Annotated in this window: 15 protein-coding genes and 2 pseudogenes; 11 read left to right on the forward strand and 6 right to left on the reverse strand. The window is 40.5% G+C overall.

All coding sequences use genetic code 11. The features are described from left to right. Window positions 1-215 precede the first annotated feature (215 nt). Window positions 216-1,172: an SGNH/GDSL hydrolase family protein gene (locus V7L31_RS08960; RefSeq protein WP_334695894.1), complete on the reverse strand. Its 957-nt coding sequence runs from the start codon at window positions 1,170-1,172 to the stop codon at window positions 216-218. 405 nt (window positions 1,173-1,577) lie between these two features. On the opposite strand from V7L31_RS08960, the gene V7L31_RS08965 reads away from it, so the two are divergent. The 9 genes and pseudogenes from V7L31_RS08965 to V7L31_RS09000 all read left to right on the forward strand — a co-directional run bounded on the left by V7L31_RS08965 (window position 1,578) and on the right by V7L31_RS09000 (window position 12,777). Continuing rightward, window positions 1,578-1,754, forward strand: coding sequence for a hypothetical protein (locus tag V7L31_RS08965; RefSeq protein WP_179063510.1), 177 nt, complete (start codon window positions 1,578-1,580; stop codon window positions 1,752-1,754). Window positions 1,755-2,212: 458 nt separating this feature from the next. Further along, a complete protein-coding gene (locus V7L31_RS08970) occupies window positions 2,213-5,095 on the forward strand; it encodes a glycerol-3-phosphate acyltransferase (RefSeq protein WP_334695895.1) in 2,883 nt (960 codons plus the stop codon). Beyond that, on the forward strand, window positions 5,092-5,427 hold the full coding sequence (locus tag V7L31_RS08975) for a cupin domain-containing protein (RefSeq protein ID WP_334695896.1): 336 nt from the start codon (window positions 5,092-5,094) through the stop codon (window positions 5,425-5,427). Before V7L31_RS08970 ends, V7L31_RS08975 begins: the two co-directional genes overlap by 4 nt. Window positions 5,428-5,994: 567 nt before the next feature. Then, window positions 5,995-6,852, forward strand: a pseudogene (locus tag V7L31_RS08980) (PAS domain-containing protein); the annotation flags it as partial. Between the two features lie 105 nt (window positions 6,853-6,957). Continuing rightward, window positions 6,958-7,311, forward strand: a pseudogene (locus tag V7L31_RS32570) (PAS domain S-box protein); the annotation flags it as partial. A 39-nt stretch (window positions 7,312-7,350) separates the two neighbouring features. Further along, window positions 7,351-7,950, forward strand: a complete 600-nt coding sequence (locus V7L31_RS32575) for a sensor histidine kinase (RefSeq protein ID WP_442944391.1) — start codon at window positions 7,351-7,353, stop codon at window positions 7,948-7,950. Window positions 7,951-7,962: 12 nt separating this feature from the next. Continuing rightward, window positions 7,963-9,477, forward strand: coding sequence for a hybrid sensor histidine kinase/response regulator (locus V7L31_RS08990; RefSeq protein ID WP_334695897.1), 1,515 nt, complete (start codon window positions 7,963-7,965; stop codon window positions 9,475-9,477). Between the two features lie 244 nt (window positions 9,478-9,721). Further along, the gene (argJ, locus tag V7L31_RS08995; RefSeq protein ID WP_334695898.1) at window positions 9,722-10,906 is read left to right on the forward strand and encodes a bifunctional glutamate N-acetyltransferase/amino-acid acetyltransferase ArgJ; all 1,185 of its coding nucleotides are present in this window, start codon (window positions 9,722-9,724) and stop codon (window positions 10,904-10,906) included. A 668-nt stretch (window positions 10,907-11,574) separates the two neighbouring features. Continuing rightward, entirely contained in the window at window positions 11,575-12,777 is a 1,203-nt protein-coding gene (locus V7L31_RS09000) for an AAA family ATPase (protein ID WP_334695899.1), read from the forward strand. Between the two features lie 517 nt (window positions 12,778-13,294). On the opposite strand, the gene V7L31_RS09005 is transcribed toward V7L31_RS09000, so the two are convergent. Further along, entirely contained in the window at window positions 13,295-14,038 is a 744-nt protein-coding gene (locus V7L31_RS09005; protein WP_179066820.1) for a response regulator transcription factor, read from the reverse strand. Window positions 14,039-14,195: 157 nt separating this feature from the next. Between V7L31_RS09005 and V7L31_RS09010 the strand changes: the two genes are divergently transcribed. Continuing rightward, complete coding sequence (locus V7L31_RS09010; protein ID WP_334695900.1) at window positions 14,196-15,260, forward strand: YheT family hydrolase; 1,065 nt, start codon at window positions 14,196-14,198, stop codon at window positions 15,258-15,260. Window positions 15,261-15,358: 98 nt separating this feature from the next. Here the strand turns inward: V7L31_RS09010 and V7L31_RS09015 are convergent, their stop codons facing one another. Next, on the reverse strand, window positions 15,359-15,526 hold the full coding sequence (locus V7L31_RS09015) for a hypothetical protein (protein ID WP_265271957.1): 168 nt from the start codon (window positions 15,524-15,526) through the stop codon (window positions 15,359-15,361). Between the two features lie 215 nt (window positions 15,527-15,741). Between V7L31_RS09015 and hetI the strand changes: the two genes are divergently transcribed. Further along, window positions 15,742-16,461 carry a 4'-phosphopantetheinyl transferase HetI gene (gene hetI, locus V7L31_RS09020; RefSeq protein ID WP_334695901.1) on the forward strand — a complete coding sequence of 240 codons (720 nt, stop codon included), beginning with the start codon at window positions 15,742-15,744 and terminating at the stop codon, window positions 16,459-16,461. A gap of 26 nt (window positions 16,462-16,487) precedes the next feature. Here the strand turns inward: hetI and V7L31_RS09025 are convergent, their stop codons facing one another. The 3 genes from V7L31_RS09025 to V7L31_RS09035 all read right to left on the reverse strand — a co-directional run bounded on the left by V7L31_RS09025 (window position 16,488) and on the right by V7L31_RS09035 (window position 21,170). Further along, complete coding sequence (locus tag V7L31_RS09025) at window positions 16,488-17,291, reverse strand: SDR family NAD(P)-dependent oxidoreductase (protein ID WP_334695902.1); 804 nt, start codon at window positions 17,289-17,291, stop codon at window positions 16,488-16,490. 685 nt (window positions 17,292-17,976) lie between these two features. Further along, complete coding sequence (locus tag V7L31_RS09030) at window positions 17,977-19,491, reverse strand: thioester reductase domain-containing protein (RefSeq protein WP_334695903.1); 1,515 nt, start codon at window positions 19,489-19,491, stop codon at window positions 17,977-17,979. A 2-nt stretch (window positions 19,492-19,493) separates the two neighbouring features. Further along, window positions 19,494-21,170 (reverse strand): PfaD family polyunsaturated fatty acid/polyketide biosynthesis protein, encoded by a 1,677-nt coding sequence (locus V7L31_RS09035; RefSeq protein ID WP_334695904.1) that lies wholly within the window; start codon window positions 21,168-21,170, stop codon window positions 19,494-19,496. Window positions 21,171-21,190: the final 20 nt, after the last annotated feature.

The raw sequence follows: 21,190 nt of genomic DNA on the forward strand, positions 1-21,190 counted from the left end.
GCTCGTGATTTTTAGCTAGAGGGCAGTTCTAGCTTGCGGCAAAAGGTTTGTTGGATAAACTTGGCATTTTATTGAACAGAATTCAGGAGTCAGGAGTCAGAATAAATTTAGTACTTTTTACTACCGAAACAGATTGCTTATACACTTATTTCTTTTTCTTCCCCTGTTTACTCATCTCACAAAATCGCATTGCTCCCGTAGGTGGGTGGGAAAATTTATTTTTTGGAGATATTGAGTATTTTCAAAAGCGATCGCTCTATAACTTCACTGACAAATTTATTGCCCTGCAAGTTGAGGTGAATATGATCGTGAAACAAACCTTGCGGGTTGGTAGTTGAATTGAAATTCGGTAAAAAGTCTATATAGTTAATTTGCTCTGCTTTGGTAAAATCGCTCAAGCGCTGACGTGCTTTAATTTCATAATCGCGGGGGCCCGGTTCACCAATTTCTCGTAGTAAGGGAGTCATGACAAGAAGAAATTGGCTGTTGTGCCGAGTCAAGGCTTGAATTTTAGCGATCGCCTCTAAATTAATCCCCACGCGATCGCCTGGTTCATTTTGCACGGCTTGTAGTTCGGGAATTGGCTTTTGTTTAAGGATATAACGCTGCCAAACTTCCGCTAACGCCAGAGGCGGTTTCCGATCTGGATAGTTGCGATCGCGTCCTACCGGCAAAGAAGTCGGAAGAGTAGCAAATAAATCATCGGTATTAATTAATAACACCACTGCTTGCGCGTTGAAATTGCCAAATTTCTCTAAATAAGCTAATTCGTTCCTGGGGCCCCAAGAGTTAGCTGAAGCATTTAACACTTCTACTTCTTGGTAATTACTATTAGTGGATGATGCTAGAGAACGCATTATCAAGCTAGATATTGTATTCGTCTGATCTGTCCACCAGCCACCATTAGCGATAGAATCACCTAATAGTAGAATTCGCAATCCAGAAGGTGCAGGTATCTTTTCGATCTGACTACCTCGCATAGAATATTCATTAATTTCAATGCGATTACCAAAACGGCGGGTACGTTGGTTAGGAGCTAATAAATAACCAATCTGCTCATCACCAATATAAATTAGGGGATTACCAAAACCGAAAAGCGATCGCAGTCCGATCTCAACTAACACAAACAATCCCACAACCACCGCCGAAATTACGATCAGTGCTATTTTCACCTACTCATACCCTCTTATACCAAGTTGCTTTTCAATGATACTGGGGGAATGGGGATTGGGGATTGGGGATTGGGGATTGGGGAGTGGGGATTGGGGATTGGGTATGGTTATTTTCCTTGTCCCCTTGTCTCCCTCATCCCCCAGAGGAGCATCCCAAATGTGTAAAAACATAATTCATTGCGAGTGGAACGCAGTGAAGCAAAGCGATCGCAAATTACAGATGTTGCGATCGCTTTATTCCGCTCCGCTTCATTCGCAATGACAAGTAACGATTTTGGTAAATTTACAAAATTGTCATGTCCCCGTCCCCAGTCCCCAATCCCCAGCCCCCAATTCCCATTCCTAAATTCTTAGAATGAATTTAACATCATCAGCAAAGAGAAGGACTACAATCAAAACGGACAAATGTTTCATGCTCCAAAAACAGAGGATTACAAAGCTATGTCCGATTTAAATCGAGGAATTATGAAATTTGAGGGTGCAGATTCCCCAAAAGTAGTCACTATCTCTACCGTGTTGCTTCTGGGATCGATCGCTGCTCTGATCATCTGGGCGCTGCAAGCGGCCTATGCGCTAAACTAAAACCATTAGTAGTCTAGAAGGACACTTGTCTTAAACGGTTTCCGTCTTAGCCAAGTGTCCATTTAGCAACTAGTAATTGAAGAAGAATACAGAATCCAGAATTCAGAATCCAGAATGCTTTTCCTTGGGGGATTCAAACCACTAGCTGATTGTAGACCTCTAAATCTACAATTTGGATTGTTTTTTAAGTAAGTCGGCACAATTAAACCAAACTGTGTAAAGAGAAGTAAACAAGGCTCAAACTCTCTTTCTCCCTGCCCCTGCCTTATCCCAACAATAATTATTTACGCCGATCTACTTAACTCCTATGTTCATGCCCTAGCCATCATTCTGAATTCTGACTCCTGAATTCTTCCTATAAAAAGCCCCCTAATAACCATCAAAAATTTCAGCAAAACTTTAGATTTTAGATTTGAGGTTTTAGATGGAAAATTTAAATCTAAAATCCAAAATCCAGAATGTTTGAACCTTGGGGTGTCTTAGTTATTGTAATTATCTGCCCCCTCTTGGGTGGATTACCCCTGATTGAATGGATTACTTACGCCCTCAAGCGGAAGCGATTATCACAAGTTGGTACAAAAAATATCAGTGTATCGGCTGCATTCTATCATGGTGGTAAATTTGTCGGCATTTTGGCAGTATTGTCAGAAGCTTTTAAAGGAATTGCGGCAGTTTTACTCACCCGCGCTTTCTTTCCTGATGGATCATCTTGGGAATTGGTTGCCCTGATTGCTCTAGTAATTGGTAGATACTGGATCGGTAGAGGGGCAGGTACGACAAATGTTGTCTGGGGATTTGTCGTACACGATCCACTAGTGGCAATGTTTGTGTCTTTCTTTGCAGGTATTAGTTTTACAATTCTGCAATCAAGAAAGGTGGTTAAATTTGGGGTTTTGCTTCTTTTCCCTCTGTTTGTGGCAATTCTGCACTTTAGCGATATTCCCAGAATACTTGTTGCTGTTGCCTTAGCGGGTTTAATGGGCTGGATTTATCGTAAAATTCCTGATGATATGAACCTGCCAGCCCAAGAGGCACAAACAGAATCGCAAGCAATGTTGGAATTTTTACGCGGCGATCGCACAATGGTTTCTTTAGATGAAGAGTTAGATGCTGCCATTGTCGGAGAAAAGGCGGCGACGTTATCGCAAATTAAGCGCTGGGGCTATCCAGTACCGAAGGGGTGGGTACTCGCGCCAATCGATAATCCCGAACTGTTGACAGAATTTCTCCAGCCATCAGAATTATCTCCTTTAGTAGTGCGTTCCTCTGCGATTGGAGAAGACTCTGAACGCGCTTCTGCTGCTGGACAATATCAAACAGTTCTAAATGTTACTAGCCCAGAGGCATTACAACAAGCGATCGCTCAAGTTCAAGCTTCCTACAATCATCCCTCTGCTATCCAATATCGGCGCGATCGCGGCTCAAATGATACAGCAATGGCTGTGTTGATTCAACAACAAGTCCAGAGTGTCTATTCTGGTGTTGCTTTCAGCCGCGATCCCATTACCCAGCAAGGTGATGCAATTATCATTGAAGCCCTTCCAGGCAGTGCGACGCAAGTCGTTTCGGGAAAAGTCACACCAGAACAATATCGCGCTTTTGTTGTTGAAACAGAAAATTCTTACTCTGTACAATTAGAAGGTCAAGGACGAGTCCCACAAGCATTAATCAAACAAGTTGCATACTTAGCCTACCGACTGGAAAAACGTTATCATGGCACTCCCCAAGATATCGAGTGGAGTTATGATGGTCAAACGCTTTGGGTATTGCAATCTCGACCAATCACTACTCTGCTGCCCATCTGGACACGCAAAATCGCCGCCGAAGTGATTCCCGGAGTCATTCACCCCTTAACATGGTCGATTAATCGTCCCTTAACTTGTGGAGTTTGGGGAGAATTTTTTACTTTAGTTTTGGGCGATCGCGCTTTGGGGTTAGATTTCACCGAAACAGCAAGTCTGCATTACTCCAGAGCCTATTTTAATGCCTCCCTCTTAGGAGATATTTTTCTCCGTATGGGATTGCCACCAGAAAGTCTGGAATTTTTAACCAGAGGAGCTAAATTAAGTAAACCATCCTTGCAGTCAACCTGGGAAAATTTGCCAGGACTAGGGAAGTTGCTGAAGCGGGAATTAAGTTTAGAAAAGGACTTCAAGGAGGATTATTATAAACTGTTCATTCCTGGGTTATCGCAGTTGGCAGTGGAAAACGTCGATAATTTGGATAGTTCTCAGCTGTTAGCAAGAATTGACTTTATTCTGGAGTTGCTGCACCGAGGAACATATTACAGCATTTTAGCTCCCTTGAGTGCTGCCCTGAGACAGGCGATTTTCCGGGTGAAGGATAGCCAAATGGATTATAGCGTCACACCAGAGATTGCAGCATTAAGAACGCTTAGTGCGATCGCCACTGATGCCAAGCAGATATTGGCTGAGTTTGAACCACAACAGGTATTTGAGCAATTAAAGCAAACCCCAGAGGGAGAAAAAGTCCTCCAAGAATTTAACGAATTGCTTCAGGATTACGGCTACCTAAGTGAAGTGGGAACTGATATCTCCGTTCCCACTTGGCGGGAGAATCCCCAGATGATTCAGCAGATGTTTGTCCAGTTAATGCAGGGGAACGAACCACAAGCAGGCGCGAAAGACGCAATTAATAGTATCTTTGCCAGTAAGCGCAAACGTGGCTTTGTCCAACGGCGTGTAGATATTAAAGGACGAGTCACCGAAGTTTATTCGCGGCTTTTAGCTGAATTGCGTTGGAGTTTTCTGGCTTTAGAGAAAATTTGGTTAGAGTCTGGTTTACTGAGGAAAGCAGACGATATCTTTTTTCTAGAGTTTGATGAAGTGCGGCGTTTAGTTGTAGGTGAAGATTCCAACTTAGATGAGTTAGTGGAATTTAGGCGATCGCAATTCCTGCAAGATAGTGAGATTATTCAAGTACCTCTTTTAGTCTACGGCAATACACCTCCTCACCCCTTAGCGCCCTCTGAGGTTTACTCTGACCAAATTTTACAAGGTATTGGAGCCAGTCATGGGCAAGCTGAAGGCAGAGTGAAGGTGTTGCGAAATTTACAAGACGTGCCGGAGATTAACCGAGATACAATTCTGGTAGTACCTTACACAGATTCCGGCTGGGCACCATTATTATTAAGGGCTGGCGGATTAATTGCCGAAGCTGGTGGAAGACTTTCTCATGGTGCGATCGTCGCTCGTGAGTATGGAATTCCCGCAGTCATGGATGTTCGCGGTGCTACATGGATTCTGCAAGATGGTCAACGAGTCAGGATTGATGGGTCTAGGGGTATTGTGGAATTATCTAATGATTTAAGACCCGAATGATTACCACTTCTCTCCAAGACTTGCCTGAAGAATCTGTTTCTCACAATGCCGCAATCAAGAAAAAGGTGATGCTACGCTTCGGCGATTTACCTCACCTCACAAACTTTTCTCAAGCACGTTTTGCTCCTGGACAAACCGCACCAGCACACGCGCACCAAGATATGTGTGAAGTATTCTTTGTGGAAGCCGGTTCGGGAGTAATTCACGTTGACGCTAAAGAATACCCCCTGCTTCCGGGAAACTGCGTAGCGATAGAACCAGGAGAAGTACACGAAATTGTCAATAGTGGCTCAACTGAGCTTGTTTTGACATACTTTGGTTTGCGAGTTTAGTTTCTTTAGAAAATAGTTGCGATCGCTCAGACTATTCGATTAAATCCTACGCGTAAGTAAACATCAAGGGAGTAGCAAACATTTCTAAAAGTGGTTTAATACGTGTATTTACGTATTAAACTCAATGATAATTACCTTATATGAGCGAAATATTACTGTGATTTTTGAAGGTATATATATCATATCGATGGCTCATTTCAGAAAATATACGGTAACAATAACCAAAGCGATCGCGGTACTTTAAGTTCAATAAATCTTATATTATCAGGTTAAAAGACTCAGAACGTATGACAGGTAAAGGATGTAGAAGCTCTAGTAGCCGCTAGCTACTACGGGAAAACTCTGACGGACAGCTTTTAGGTATTATCTCGCTCCCAGTCTCCGATTGGCAATGCATTCCCCCACTCCCTACTCCCTACTCCCTTTCATCCCAATGACAGGATGCTTAACCCACAAGAGGTCTAATCTATTTGAGGTCTAATCTATTTATTGTCAATCTCTTAGGCTAAAAATTTCTTGCTTCGCACTTCAGGCTTTGGTGAAGACTTATGCAATGTATAGGTTTTTATGATGGAATTTTTAAGTAATTTTTTCTCTACTAGCCAGTTTATTCCCCACGGTCATTGCTACCTCTGGAAACCAGAATTAGTATGGCTGCACCTGGTTTCGGATGTGTTAACTGGACTTGCTTATTATTCAATTCCATTAATGTTGGTCTATTTTGTCCGTAAACGGCAAGATATGCCTTTTGGGTGGATATTCCTAATGTTTGGCATATTCATCGTTGCTTGTGGTACAACCCATTTAATGGATGTATGGACGCTTTGGTATCCTACTTATTGGCTATCAGGGTTACTCAAAGCTATCACCGCTTTTGTCTCCGTATTGACAGCTATAGAACTTGTGCCATTAATACCACAGGTACTAGCTCTACCCAGTCCTGCTCAACTAGAGGTTGCAAATTGCCAACTAGCAAAAGAAATTGCTGAACGTATACGCACTGAAGAGGTGTTGAGAGAAAGTGAACAACGCTGGCAATTAGCTTTACGTGGCAATAATGATGGAATTTGGGACTGGAATGTTAAAACCAATCAAGTTTTTTTCTCACCTCGTTGGAAAGAAATGCTTGGTTACGAAGAACACGATATTTCTAACCATTTAGATGAATGGGTAACACGAGTGCATCCAGATGATGTCGAATGGGTGACACAAACAGTTCAAGATCATTTTGCTCAGAAAAAGTCATTTTATGTTGCCGAGTATCGAGTCAAATGTAAAGACAGCACTTATAAATGGATTTTAGATCGGGGCCAAGCGCTATGGGATGAAGATGGTAACGTACTGCGGATGACAGGTACACAAAAGGATATTACTGAACGTAAACAGGCAGAGGAAGCATTAAGTACCCTGCTAGAGCAACTAGAAAGCAAGGTTGAGGAGCGCACAGCAGACTTAACTAGGATTAACGAATCCCTACAGGCAGAAATTATAGAGCGCCAGCGAATAGAACAAGCATTGCGAGAGAGCGAACACCGATTTCGTGCTACATTCCATCAAGCTGCTGTTGGTATCGCCCATGTAGCAATAGATGGAAGCTGGTTGTTAGTTAACCAGAGGCTTTGTAATATTCTCGGTTACACACCCGAAGAACTACAGTTGCTAACTTTCCAAGATATTACTCACCCTGACGATCTGAACACCGATCTAGAATATGTTGACCAGATTTTAGCAGATAATATTCAAACTTATTCCACTGAAAAGCGCTATTTCCGCAAAGATAATTCCATCATTTGGGTTAATGTCACTGTGTCTTTAATGCGTGAACTTTCTGGAGAGCCAAAGTATTTTATTTCTGTGATTGAAGACATTAACGAACGGCAACAGTGGGAGGAGCAAATTCAAGCATCACTGTTAGAAAAAGAGGTGTTATTAAAAGAAATTTACCATCGTGTCAAAAATAATTTGCAGGTTATTTCCAGTTTGCTAAACTTGCAATCTGCCTATATTAAAGACGAACAAGATTTGGTAATATTCCGGCAAAGCCAGCAGCGAATTGAATCAATGGCTCTAGTTCACGAAAAATTGTATCAATCTCAAGACTTAGCAAAGATTAATTTTGGTGAATATATTCGAGATTTGGTAGCAAGTTTATTTGCTGCTTATGAAGTTAATGAAGATGCGATCGCTCTGATAATAAATATCGACGAGCGCGTGTTTCTCGGTTTGGATACAGCAATTCCTTGCAGCTTGATTATTCATGAGCTTGTATCCAACTCATTAAAATATGCATTTCCCACAAGTAGAAATGGTACGATTTCTATCAATCTTAAAAAAGACCATAAAAATCAGGTTACACTTGTAGTTAGTGATGATGGAATTGGTTTACCATCAAACTTTAATTTCAAAAATCTAGCCTCTTTAGGTTGGCTGCTAGTAGATGCTTTAAGCAATCAACTCTCAGGAAATATCAATATCCAAGGCGCTATGGGAGTGGAGTGTCATCTGACATTTACATTAATATAAAATAACTAAAATATGACAAACGCAAAAATATTAGTCGTCGAAGATGAAGCAATTGTTGCTAAAGATTTACAATATCGACTGATAAAATTTGGTTATATAGTTCCTGCGATCGCTTCTTCAGGAGAAGAAGCAATTAATAAAGCATTAGAAATATCGCCAGATTTAGTGCTGATGGATATTAAACTCAAAGGTTCAATGGACGGAATAGAAGCTGCTCAAGAAATCTATAAGCATTTGGATATTCCAGTAATTTATTTGACTGCTTATGCAGATGATAACACATTAGCGCGAGCTAAGATAACTGAGCCATTTGGCTATCTACTCAAACCTTTCAAAGAAAAAGAACTACAAACAAATATTGAAATAACTCTGATTAAACATGGTTTAGAAAGGCAATTAAAAGTTAATCAAAAATGGCTAGATGCACTTTTAAGAAGTATCAGCGATGGTGTGATTGCTAGTGATCTGCAAGAATTGATAACTTTTATGAATCCGGTTGCTGAAAATCTGACTGGATGGAAACGGGAAGAAGCTTTTGGTAGAAATTCATCAGAAGTATTTAATATAGCCAATGGAGAAACTCATCACCCGGTTGAAAGTCCGATTATCAAAGTTCTACAAGATGGTATTATCGTCAGTATTCCCGCAGAAACTATCTTAATTACTAAAGACGGTGTAGAAATACCAATTGATGACAGTGCTGCACCAATTAAAGATAACAAAGATAATATTATAGGCGCGGTGTTAGTCTTTCGAGATATTACTGAGCGTAAACAAGCGATTGAGGCACATCAAAAGCAAATTGAGCAAGAGCAACTTGTCGTGCAATGGGAAGAGATAAATCAACTCAAAAATGACTTTTTGAATTTAGTTACCCACGAATTGCGATCGCCTCTGAGTAACATCAAGTTGATGATTCAAATGATACAAGTATCTACCAATACTGAGGAAGCTCAACGTTATTTAGAACTGATGGAAAGCGAGTGCGATCGCGAGTTAGGATTAATAAACGATCTACTAGACTTACAACGGCTAGAAAGCTCATCCTATCAAGTTATTACACCTGACACCTTACTTCTACAACACTGGTTAAATTGGGTGATTGAGCCGTTTGAAATCCGTATTCAAGAACATCAGCAAACTCTACAGTTAAATCTCCCTGCAAATCTCCCACCGCTATTTTCAGATGGTGTTAGCTTAGAACGAATCTTAGTAGAGTTGATCAATAATGCCTGTAAATACACACCTGCGGGTGGTGAAATTATTCTAAATGTAAGTCACAACTCCTCAGAAGTGCCCGCAAAAACTATTATTACTATTAGTAATTCAGCCGAAATATCCAAAACGGAGTTACCACGAATCTTTGAGAAATTTTATCGCGTCCCCAATGCAGACATCTGGAATCAAGGTGGTTCTGGGTTAGGTTTACCTATAGTACAGAAATTAATCGAACAATTGCAAGGAAATATTCAAGTAGAAAGTGGCAATGGATGGACAATATTTACCCTCACCTTAACTGATTTATAAGAAGAATTCAGAACTCAGGAGTCAGAATGGGCTAAACCTTAGCTATCCGCTAACAGTATGAATTATGTACGACTGGGTAATAGGGCAACATTAGCGAGTCCTATCCCTTTATGGGTAGAATATTCTGAATTCTGAATTCTAAATTCTGAATTCTGACTCCTTTTTATAGTACTCAAACAATCCAAAATTGTTGGGTGAGGGTGGGGATATGAGATAATTAAAGCAAATTATTAAATTGCGAAAAATGTCATCAAATATATCTTCCACACCTCAAGGTTTTAGTGCATTTATTACTAATTTGGGAATCCGAGATACAACAGATGATTTTGTATTTATTAAATCATCAGTTCCTTGTGTTGCTGATGGAGTCTTTACTCAAAGTCTTTTTGCTGGCCCAAGTGTTACTCTTAGCCGCGATAACTTAAAAGATTCCCAAGCACAAGCAATTGTCGTTATATCTAAGAATGCAAATGTTGCTAATGGTGCTGTTGGCATCGCTGATGCTCAAGAAGTTCTACAATTAGTTGCAACTGAAACTGGAATTGCTGCACATAATATTGCGATCGCTTCTACAGGTGTAATTGGCAGACGTTACCCAATTGAAAAAATCAGAACAGGTTTATTAGGATTGGGAAAAAAATTAACTGATGCTGATTTTCATGCCGCAGCCCGTGGTATTATGACCACCGATACAGTACCAAAACTAGTTACACGGCAAATAGGAAACGCCAAACTGGTAGGAATTGCCAAAGGTGTCGGTATGATTGAGCCGAATATGGCTACCCTCCTAACTTTCTTTTTTACTGATGCGGCAATTTCTGCAAATAGCCTTCGTTCTATTTTTCGCTCTACTATAGATAAAACCTTTAACTGTCTGAGTGTAGACACTGACACTTCTACTAGTGACTCTGCCGTGATTCTAGCTAACGGTTTAGCTGGTGAAGTTTCAGAATCAGATTTTGCCATTGCATTGCAAGAAGTTGCACAAGAACTAGTACTGAAAATTGCACGAGATGCAGAAGGTGCTACCAAAATTATTCAGGTAACTGTCGATTCGGCGATTAACTATGCACAAGCTAAAAAAGTAGCTAAAGCAATTGTGAATTCACCATTAGTAAAAACTGCCGTCTATGGAGCAGATCCGAATTGGGGAAGAGTTGCTATGGCTATAGGCAAATGTGAGGACGAACAGCAGATAAATCCAGAAAGAGTTGTTATCAGTTTTGATAATGTGAAAGTTTATCCTAATAGCTTAACTAATGAAAATCTGGAACAGTTGCGGCAAATTATGTCAAAAGATCAAGTAAATATTCATGTTAGCCTCAATGTTGGCGTTGGCGAAGCCTCTCGTAGAGAAACTTCTGCGACTGTATGGGGTTGCGATCTTTCAGAAGGCTACATAGAAATTAATGGCAAATACTCAACTTGATTAAGTAGGTAAGGAATAAGAATTAAATAACATACAATTTATTCCACGTTCATAAGCGTGAACAATTAAAGGTTTGTAGTAAAAGCTTTAACTCTTAAAATAGAAATGAAGAAAGCCTTTACTACAAACCCAGCCAGCAGGAAAAGGAACTTTAGCGTTAGCGAAACATCGGTTTAGGTGCTTTATCTTACGAGCAATTATACGGAGATTGATATTAGTCCTGCTGTAAAGGTGGATAACTAGTGTCGGTACATCAATAGTTAAAAGTAAACTCCCACTCACCAATTACTCTGTCAAAAAAGTTGACACAGGTAATCAATATGTATTATAGTGTAATACATAAAGAATGAGTTAAATTAAAAAGACTTCCTAGCCAGTACAGCACAGTGGAAATAAAATTGCCATTTGTACGTAATTAGTTGAGATCGCATTGAAGAAGAATTCAGGAGTCAGAATTCAGGAGCGGAGCCGGAGACTCCGAAAGCTCTGGTCATAATCAAGACATGACTCGAAAGTACTCGCTATCCGCCAGTCATACAAAATCCATTCTGTTAGCGTATAGCTAAGGTTTAGCCCATTCTGACCACTGAATTCTGTTCGATAAAAATTTTTCCAAATATTCTACTCAACACAAAATAACTCGATTAACGCTGCATAACTAAATAAATATGGATTTTGATTATTTTAGAAGCAATGAAGGCACTCCTACAAATAATACCAGGCAAAGCTTGCTGGCTTGTGGTTGGCGACCATTTAACCGAGAATTAGACTGGGGGTTTTTGTGGCAACTATTGTACAGTGACTCGCGCGAATTAAGTCAAAAAAGTTTGAATTTAGCGAGTAATGTCGCTGAGATTTTAGGAAGAAATAATTATGCTTGGTGGGCTAATTTATTAAGTATTGTATCTGATAATACCCGCTACGAAGTTGAAAAGTTTTGGAATTACATCACGCCAGATCCAGAATCACCAGATCATCGTTACAAAGATGTTTTGAGTACCGAAACACCTATTGTTCAATTTGTAAATCGTAGTAGTATTCCTATTGATTATGTTCTTAACCGACTGCAAGAAATTACTGTACTGCGAGTTTTAGGTGTGTTGGGTAATCCCGACATTATTACTCAGTATTATTCAGAAAGAGATTTTTATTTACCTATAGATAAATTTGTTACCTGGGAACGCTTAGACGTTATCAATACTGTTTATGCTTACTGGTCTAAATATGATATTTGGTTGCAAATTGATCCCTACGATCGCGGGCGACGACAATATACTTTAATGGCGAGAAATCTCGCGCCACTGATTAACAAAGCGACTTACGACTTAGCGGTGATGCTGAGTGGATATCAAAGTCGTGTAGGCAAAGTTCATAGTCAATTTGCGATTCGGACATTTCCCGCAGATATCCAAAACTTTACTGATACTGTACAGCAAGCGATTCTGAATCAAAACCAGTTAGCAGTTGTTGTGCATGGGGAGCCGGGTACTGGTAAAACAGTCTGGACACAGGCAGTAGCAAAAGAAATTCTTGTACCTTTGGGGTATGTAATTTTTATTCTAGATCATGATGCGATCGCTAACTTTGTCCCACCGACTTACATAGAGCGTATTTGTATAGTAATTAACGAAGCTGATAATCTAGCGCAAAATCGTGCTTCGGAAGTAGCTCAATACAATAATAAAACCGAACACATTCTCAGTTTGCTAGACGGCACTTTATATCAGAGTGTAATTGATGACTCTGGTATTCAAATGCAGCAACGGTTAGTTATCTTGATGACTTGCAACACTACTGAAAGATTAGATCCAGCCATGTTACGTAAGGGTAGGGTGGATTTGATGTATGAGTTTACGCAACTATTTGTGTGAAAACCAAAATTACAGAACATGATATGAGTGCTGAGTCCTGAGTGTTCGCGTAGCGTCCCGTAGGGAAGAAAAAGTACTCAGCACTCTCCATAGAAACAGCACCTTGATTTTCTGCTTTGCCTTATCAGATTGGCTAACTTTTCACGTTGGATGTCAACCAGAGGACTAACCTCAATACGCTTGGGTTAAGCATTTTTCTCTTCCCCTGCTTCCCCTACCTGCCTCAACGATTATTTTCTTAACTGACCATTAGAGCTACTGGCAACAATTTTGGGTTTTTGAGACGCGATAAATCGCCGTCTCTACAAGTGTTTTGGGCTTATCTGATCTGTATTGGGACTAACCTGACTATTCACTCTTGTCTGGAAAATTGTCGGTCGTGTTTATAGAGACATTGCAATGCAACATCTCTACACATCTAAAAATCTCACTAATAACCTTAACTAAACGGGAAGGAATAAGAGTTTCTGAAAGTCTTGCCTAAATCGTGGCTTAGTTAAGGGTATTTAGTGTAATTTCATTCAACTACTGTTACTGAAGCCCCTTCATTTGATGGAGGTATACTGGGTAACTCAAGACAGTATCCAGCACCATAGACTGTCTTGATATAGCGGGGATGACGAGGATCTGGTTCTAGCTTGGTTCTTAAATGCCGAATATGCACTCGAATCGTTTCTATGTCATCATCAGGATCGTAGCCCCAAACTTCTCTGAGGATTTCGCTGGGAGAAACTGTTTGACCGTGGCGTTGCAGCAAGCAGTGAAGTAGCTCAAATTCCAAGTGAGTCAATTTCACCGTCTCATTGAACCATATTGCCTCAAATCTTTCGGGAACGAGGGTTAATGAGCCATAGTTGAGAATCTCACTATGCTTTGCGGCTTGGGGAATCCGGTCAGTCCGCCGCAAAAGTGCCCGCACCCGCGCCAGCAGTTCTTCAACTTCAAAAGGTTTGGTGAGGTAGTCATCTGCGCCAGCATTAAAGCCTTCCACCTTGTCCTGAGTTTGGCTCAAAGCCGTCAACATTAACACGGGAATCTCAGAGGTGCGATCGTCGCGGCGCAGGCGTTGGCAAACGGTAAACCCATCTACCCTGGGCAACATTAAATCGAGCATGATCAAGTCTGGTTGTAGCTGGAGAGCCAGCGCTTGACCTTTGATGCCGTCTTCAGCTTGACTAACATCGTAGCCAGCCATTTCCAAGTTGACGGCAACTAGTTCTGAAATCGCTGGGTCATCGTCTATGACAAGAATCCTCGGCATTCTTAAAAAATTATTACTACTTATTAAGGATAATTAACAACCTTTGATAGATACAAAGATTTTTGAATCAATGATGAAAAAGTTTTTAAATCTTACATAAATATTAAGATTAAATGACTGTGAAATCAAGACTCAATTACACGAAATCTTATAGTCTATGATGTGTTATACTCCCCCCTACAATCCGTCTTGGTTTTTACAAAACGGTGTGATGATGACTGTATACACCGCTTTGTGGGGAAAACGTAACTGGCAAAGTACTACTAAAGACCCAGAACCGTCTTATCACGAAAAAATCTTTATTGGTGGCCAAGGTGTGCCAATTTTTGGCTTGGTTGCCATCCCGGAAAATGCTCACAGCACGATTATCGGTACTTATGGCATTACTGGAGAGTTAGAGACGGAATGGTTTTTAAGAGTGCTAGGACGTAAAGCCTACGCTCAAGGGTATGCTGTAGTGTTATTTGATTGGCGTGCCCACGGGAAAACGGCCGTTTTATCCCCGACTCTGACTTCTGATGGTTTGTATGAGGGGGAAGATTTTGTTCGCATTGCCGCCGCCGCGAAGGCAATGGGATGTCCGGGGAAATTTTGGTTTACAGGGTTTTCTTTAGGAGGGCAATTGGCACTATGGGCGGTGAAGGTGGCTGGTGAGGTGATTCGGGAGTATGGAGATTTAGGATTAGAAGATAGCGATATTGGCGGTGGTATGGTGATTTGTCCGAGTTTGGATTCACAGCGATCGCTATCTTATCTAGTTACAAAGCCCTTCGGCAGATATTTGGAAGCGGGAATTGCCCAAAATTTAAAAAAACTGGCATGGCGAATCTATGATGCCCATCCGGGAAGCCTTGACCCAGAAGCGATTGAACGGGCGAACAGTATTTGGGGTTTTGACAATGAACTGGTAATTAAGCGACTTGGTTTTCCTTCCGTGGAAGCATATTACCAAGCGAGTAGTGCTTTACAAATATTGCCCCAAATCTCGAAACCGACCTTGATTTTATATGCTGCTGACGATCCACTTTTTGACCCAAGTATCATACCGGAATTACAAGAAGCGTGCGATCACAATTCCGCAATAGATTTGTTCCTGACTCAATATGGCGGCCATGTTGGCTATTTGAGTAGCAAAGAGTGTCAACGTCAAGTAAAGGATTCCGATCCTTGGTGGGCATGGAATCGGGTTTTAGAATGGTTGGAGGAAAAGCGAATAGCTTAGAAATACCTCGTCCTGACTTGAAAGCAACTAAATTTATTTAAGGGGATGTTAATTTTTAATTCTTAATTTTTAATTCCCCGAAAGGGTTAATCCAGAAGCTACCACAATATCATTGGTAAACCAGCAATGACAGAAGCAATACCTGTCCAGAGGGTAAAGCGTTCAATATCTAGTTCATCTAAAGCAATGCTCATTTGCCTAATTGCTAATAGCAGTGCTGCCAGTAGTAGAATAAAAAAGGCAAAGTACCGCAAATTAATAATCATTCATCCTCACCACAAAAGTTGTTCTAATAGTTTTTAACCAGCTTTTACAAGGTTTTTTTGTTCCAGATTTAACACTTTCGGAGATAAACTATTTACCAGTGAAGAGATACAGCAGATTTCAGGTAAATGAGGTGCAAAATCTCATAAATCCACCCATAATAATCGTCGTAATTAAACAAACTATTAGAGTACAATTCCCTTGACTTTTTGACCCAATGATCGGTTCTAATGATATTTGGCAACCTGCACCAACAGATTTAACTCTATTACAGGATGAAATTCATGTCTGGCGCATAGACCTTAACCAAGCAGAATCACAGCTACAAAATTTAGCTGCAACTCTTTCCAGTGACGAAATGGCTCGTGCTGAACGGTTCTATTTTCCAAAGCATCGACAGCATTTCATCGCTGGTCGCGGTAGTCTGCGAACTATATTAGGTCGCTATTTGGATATTAAGCCGTCACAAGTTCAGTTTAATTATCAACAGCGTGGCAAACCAGTATTAGCAGATAAATTTGCCGATAGTGGACTGGCGTTTAACTTGTCTCACTCCCAAGATTTGGGTTTGTGTGCGGTGAATTGTACTCGCCCAATTGGTGTAGACCTAGAATATATTCGCCCAATGTCTGACTTGGAAGCTCTTGCCAAACGGTTCTTTTTACCGAGAGAATATGATATGTTGCGATCGCTATCTCCCAACCAACAGCAAGAGATATTTTTCCGTTATTGGACTTGCAAGGAAGCTTATTTAAAAGCAACTGGAGACGGACTATCCCAGTTAGAACAAGTTGAAGTGTCGCTAACTCCCACAGAACCAGCCAAGTTACAGATAACTGAAGACTGGAGTTTATTTGAACTAGTACCCGCTAACAATTATGTTGCTGCTATTGCGGTAGAGAATTTTGGCTGGGATTTGAAGTGTTGGCAATACTGATTGACCAATGACAAATGACAACCAGCTTACTTATCCTCCTGCATATTTCGCACAATTTTTGTCACTAAGTTTCTAGGTACAAATCTGACGCTTTTTGCAAGTATTGCATTGAGTAAACCAGGAATGACAATGGTTTGCCCCTTCATTAAGGCACGAAAACCAACTTCTGCTACTGTTCGTGCATCCATCATCCTCTTACCCTTGAGCAGCTTAGAGTCAGCCATTCCGGTTCTTTCATGAAAAGCGGATGCGGTTGAGCCTGGACAAAGAACTGTCACAGTGACACCTGTACCTTCTAATTCGTTAGCGATCGCTTCTGAAAACGATAAGATATAAGCTTTAGTAGCAAAATAAACCGCCATCAAAGGCCCAGGTTGAAAAGCAGCAGCCGAGGAGACGTTTAATATCTTACCTTCACCTTGCTTGACCATGTGCTTTACAAATAGCTTAGTTAAATGGGTGAGACAGACCAAATTTACCTGTAGCATTTCTAATTCAGCAGCTAAGTCTGTTTCGTGAAATAATCCATAGATACCAAATCCGGCATTATTTACCAGCACATCAACATTAATATCGGCGAGTTGTAACTCTGTAAAAATTTCTTCTGGAGCCGTTGATGTAGATAAATCCTTAACAATAGTTTTGACAAAAATTCCAAACTCTTTTTGAAATTTAACTGCAATTTCTACAAGCTTTGGCCCGTTTCTGTCTACTAAGACAAGATTATAATTATGAGCAGCAAAAATACATGCTAATTCGTAGCCAATTCCACCAGCTGCTCCAGTAATAAAAGCAGTTTTTCTGTTCTGATTTTGATGTTTTGTGTTCATGTAAGAATATTGGTGAATTCAACTTGATGAAGCTGCGTTGCATTTACAGTGATTCTCGCTCTACAATTAAGTACGCGTAATATCTCAACCTACAAGAAATATCTTGAGTTATTACCCTTTCAAATGCTTGTTTAGTGCATTGGATAGATGTAGCAGTCCAAACGCAAATTTAGGACTTATGCATCGAAGAAGTTGGGCATTAAATAAGTTTGGTTATTTCAGATTACTAGCATTTGGCTTTTGATCGCTCACAAAAGCCAGGGGGTAAAATCAAACTTTTATGCCCGACATTAACCATTCTATCCTCAATTGTTTCTGTCAAGGGGTGAATACTAAAAATTTACATGATTGAGCATAAAAAAACAGGGCAATTATATTGCCGCTGTTAATGCATGAGTTGTTGCTGGCATCTGAGATATTGGCTATTCAGTAGGTTTTAAAAAGCTTGGACTAAATAAACTTGTTTTGTTGTAGTTGTAGTGGCATGGCAAGACTAAAATAGTATATTAGATGTAGGTTGGGTGAAGCGGAGCGCAACCCAACATATCTCAGAATGTTGGGTTACGCAAAGCCTCCAACGCCACTTGCTACAACGCGGGGAACCCGCGCAACGCAGTGGCTCCCCAACCTACAATTTTTTTGCAACATTTTAGCCTTGCTGCTCCACTACGCTAGTTGTGAATTACTAAGCGAGATTCAAGAAGCCACTTTGAATCAAGTAGGCGGTATAAGTCATAAACAATTGAGAGTCAATGGGAGGACAAGCAATAGAACTACCTGCTAGTGCATGAAGAGTGTCTTGGCAACTAATATGAGGTCTTCTAGCTTGTAAATACAAATCAGGAATAGTCAGTTGTTCATCAGACCAACGTTCCAGTAAAAATGGTCGCAGAGTGTATAAAGGATTGTCAGCAGAAGTGACATTATTGATTAACTCTGATTGCCATTTTTCGTAAGGAATCATTTCAACTGAATAACCAAAAGAGCGTATCCACTCAACTAGCATTCTCAAAGAGGCAGGTTGGGGATGTTGTAAATTGAAAGCTTTACCTATAGATTCTTTTTGGCGTGATAGATAAACAATGGCTTTACTTACATAGTCAACAGGTGACATATCCAACATATAATCTACATCAGGGAAATATCCCATTTGTAGACAGCCCTTGGTCATCAAATTGATAAAGTCATGTGTGTTACAAATGCCTGTTTTGCTATCACCGGAAATCAGTGGTGGTCTGTGAATAGTTACAGGAAGTCCACGGTCACGGGCAATTTTAACTAACTTTTCAGCTACCCATTTTGTTTGTGAGTAACCAAGATAAATACCTTCCCAATGATTGAAATCATCCTGCTCTTTAACAACCTTACCAGCATAAGCAGTGGATTCAAAAACAGCGACACTAGAAACGTAATGTACAGGCTTGACTTTAATTTGACAAGCCAATCTCAAAACTTCTTGAGTGCCTAAAACATTGGCTGCCTTCAATGCTGAATATGGGAAAACATAATTCAATAAAGCAGCACTATGATAAATAGTATCAATATTGGCAGCTAAAATTTGAAACTGTTCTGAACCAATACCTAACAAAGGCTGAGATAAATCGCCGATAATCGGAATAATTCTGGAGTTAAATTCTTCCTGCCAAATTGCATACTGCTCTAGATTTTTTTGGAGTTTGCTTTTGCCTTCTTCAGCATTAGCAGCACGCACTAAGCAATAGATATCCGCATTGGTTTCTTGTAGCAATTCCCGGATGATAAAGGCTCCTAAAAAGCCTGTTCCGCCAGTTAAAAAGATGTTCTTGGGTTCACCCACAAGCACATTAGATGCAGCGCCGGGATGGATAGTAGGGTCAAGAACAGCCTCAGCACCTAAATCTAGAACAGAGGGTGCAGTATTGGCATTAGAGGCTACTACCTTGGTATCTTGAACTGGCGAACCATCTTGTACTTCTTCAGCTAAACGCTGTGAAAGAGCTTCAATATTTGGGTAATGCCACAGTAGCAACGGAGATGGTTGAAATCCAAGTAACTTTTCTAAGTTACTGACTAGAATCATTGCTTGGGCTGAATCCAAACCATAGTTTTCTAAATGTTCTTTGACATCTATTTCATCAGTTGCGACTCCTAGCAACTTAGCTAAATTAGATACCAAAAATACTTCAATATCGTCTGCGGTGAAAGACTGTTTTATAGTCATTTTTAAATCTCCAACAAGGATGTAGAACGAACAGGGTGATATTGACTGTAATAATCGGAAGCTTGCAGCCCTTGAATTTTCAAATTTTGGACGCGGTACAAAAAGGCTGCACCAGTCATAATTTGATTAGCAACATCAACTACACCACGATTATTTGGTTCAGACAGATAGGAACCGCGTACCCAGTCATTGAAACCGCCCATTGCCGGGCCACACCAAATTTGATAATCGACTTCTCTACCTTTTTCACCAGAACTAGACCAGCGAGAAGATAATCCTAGATACCAACGGAAAATCAATGCCATTTTCAGTTTAGGATTATTGACTGCTTTCCCAAGTTTCTCAGGATTCTTTTGGGATAAATAAGCCGCAGTTCCTTCCCATACTTCAGCAATAGTTTTGCGAAAAACTTGCTTTTCTAATTTCTCTCTTTCTGCAAGGGGGATGCTTTCAATGGAATCATAAGCGCGATAGAGTTCAAATAATTTCTGCGCTCGCATGGGGAACATTGTACCCCGTTTGAGAACTTGCAATTTGACTCCCATTTCAAACATATCTGCTGCTGGGGCCATTATCATATCAGCCATTTCTGCTTGGGCTAATAACTTTTTGGTATGTTCACAAGCCCCAGATTCAACGCATGATTGATTAATGGAACCAGTCATTATATAAGCAGCACCCATCATGAAAGCTGCTAATGCTGATTGTGGTGTGCCAATTCCACCTGCTACACCGATTCTAATCGGTGTTTGGTAATGATATTGGGCTTGAATTTCATCCCGTAAGGCAATAATAGAAGGTAACACACAAACCAAGGGACGATTATCTGTATGTCCTCCAGAATCAGCCTCGACGGTAATATCATCAGCCATTGGAACTTTGGCTGCAAGGGTTGCTTGTAACTCAGTAATTAATCCTTGTTCCAGAAGTTCTTTGATTATTCTCGCTGGTGCTGGTTGCAGAAATTTAGTCGCAACTTCTCGACGAGAAATTTTGGCAATGATTTTATTTTTGATTTCAATTTGATTGGCGTTATTCAAACCCAATCCAGCAACACGGTAATAAACAATGTTGGGGGTCAAGTCGAGAAATGCAGATGCTTCTACTGTTCTCACTTGATATTTGAGATATAAATCCACAGCCCGGCGTTCACTCGCAGGTTCATTGGGGCTGTGGATTAGATTAAATGCGTAGGGCCCTTGAGGTAAGGCTTGCTGAATGTGATTTATGGCTGCTTCCAAACGTTCTGGAGTTAAACCACCTGCACCAAAGGAACTTAAAATTTGCTCTTTTCCGAGTGCAATGACCATTTCTTCAGAAGCAATTCCACCAGCCATTGCGCCGGTAACGTAGGCATATTTCACTCCATAAGAGGAGAGAAAATTCGGATCTCCAAATTGTTGAATGCGGATTGGGGCTGCAAAGGTTAGCAGTTCTACTTGTGCTGTTGTGCCATTATCACCAGGGGATAAATAACCCTCATTAGTGACACCGATTTTTCCGGCAACTTTCACGATGTAGCAGGGTTTATTTAACACCATCAATTTATCTTTGATGCTTTGTTTTTCAAAAGATACAGTTTCTAAAGAACCTTTCCAAACCTGGTTTTTGTTATAAGACCAGGAAGAGAAATTAAGGCCATTATCGTGTTTACTTAGTACCGTATCTACGGTTGTCACGGCAGTTATCCCTCGGATTA

Origin of the sequence: Nostoc sp., from assembly GCF_036916655.1 — a bacterium.
Classification (GTDB): Bacteria; Cyanobacteriota; Cyanobacteriia; order Cyanobacteriales; family Nostocaceae; genus Nostoc.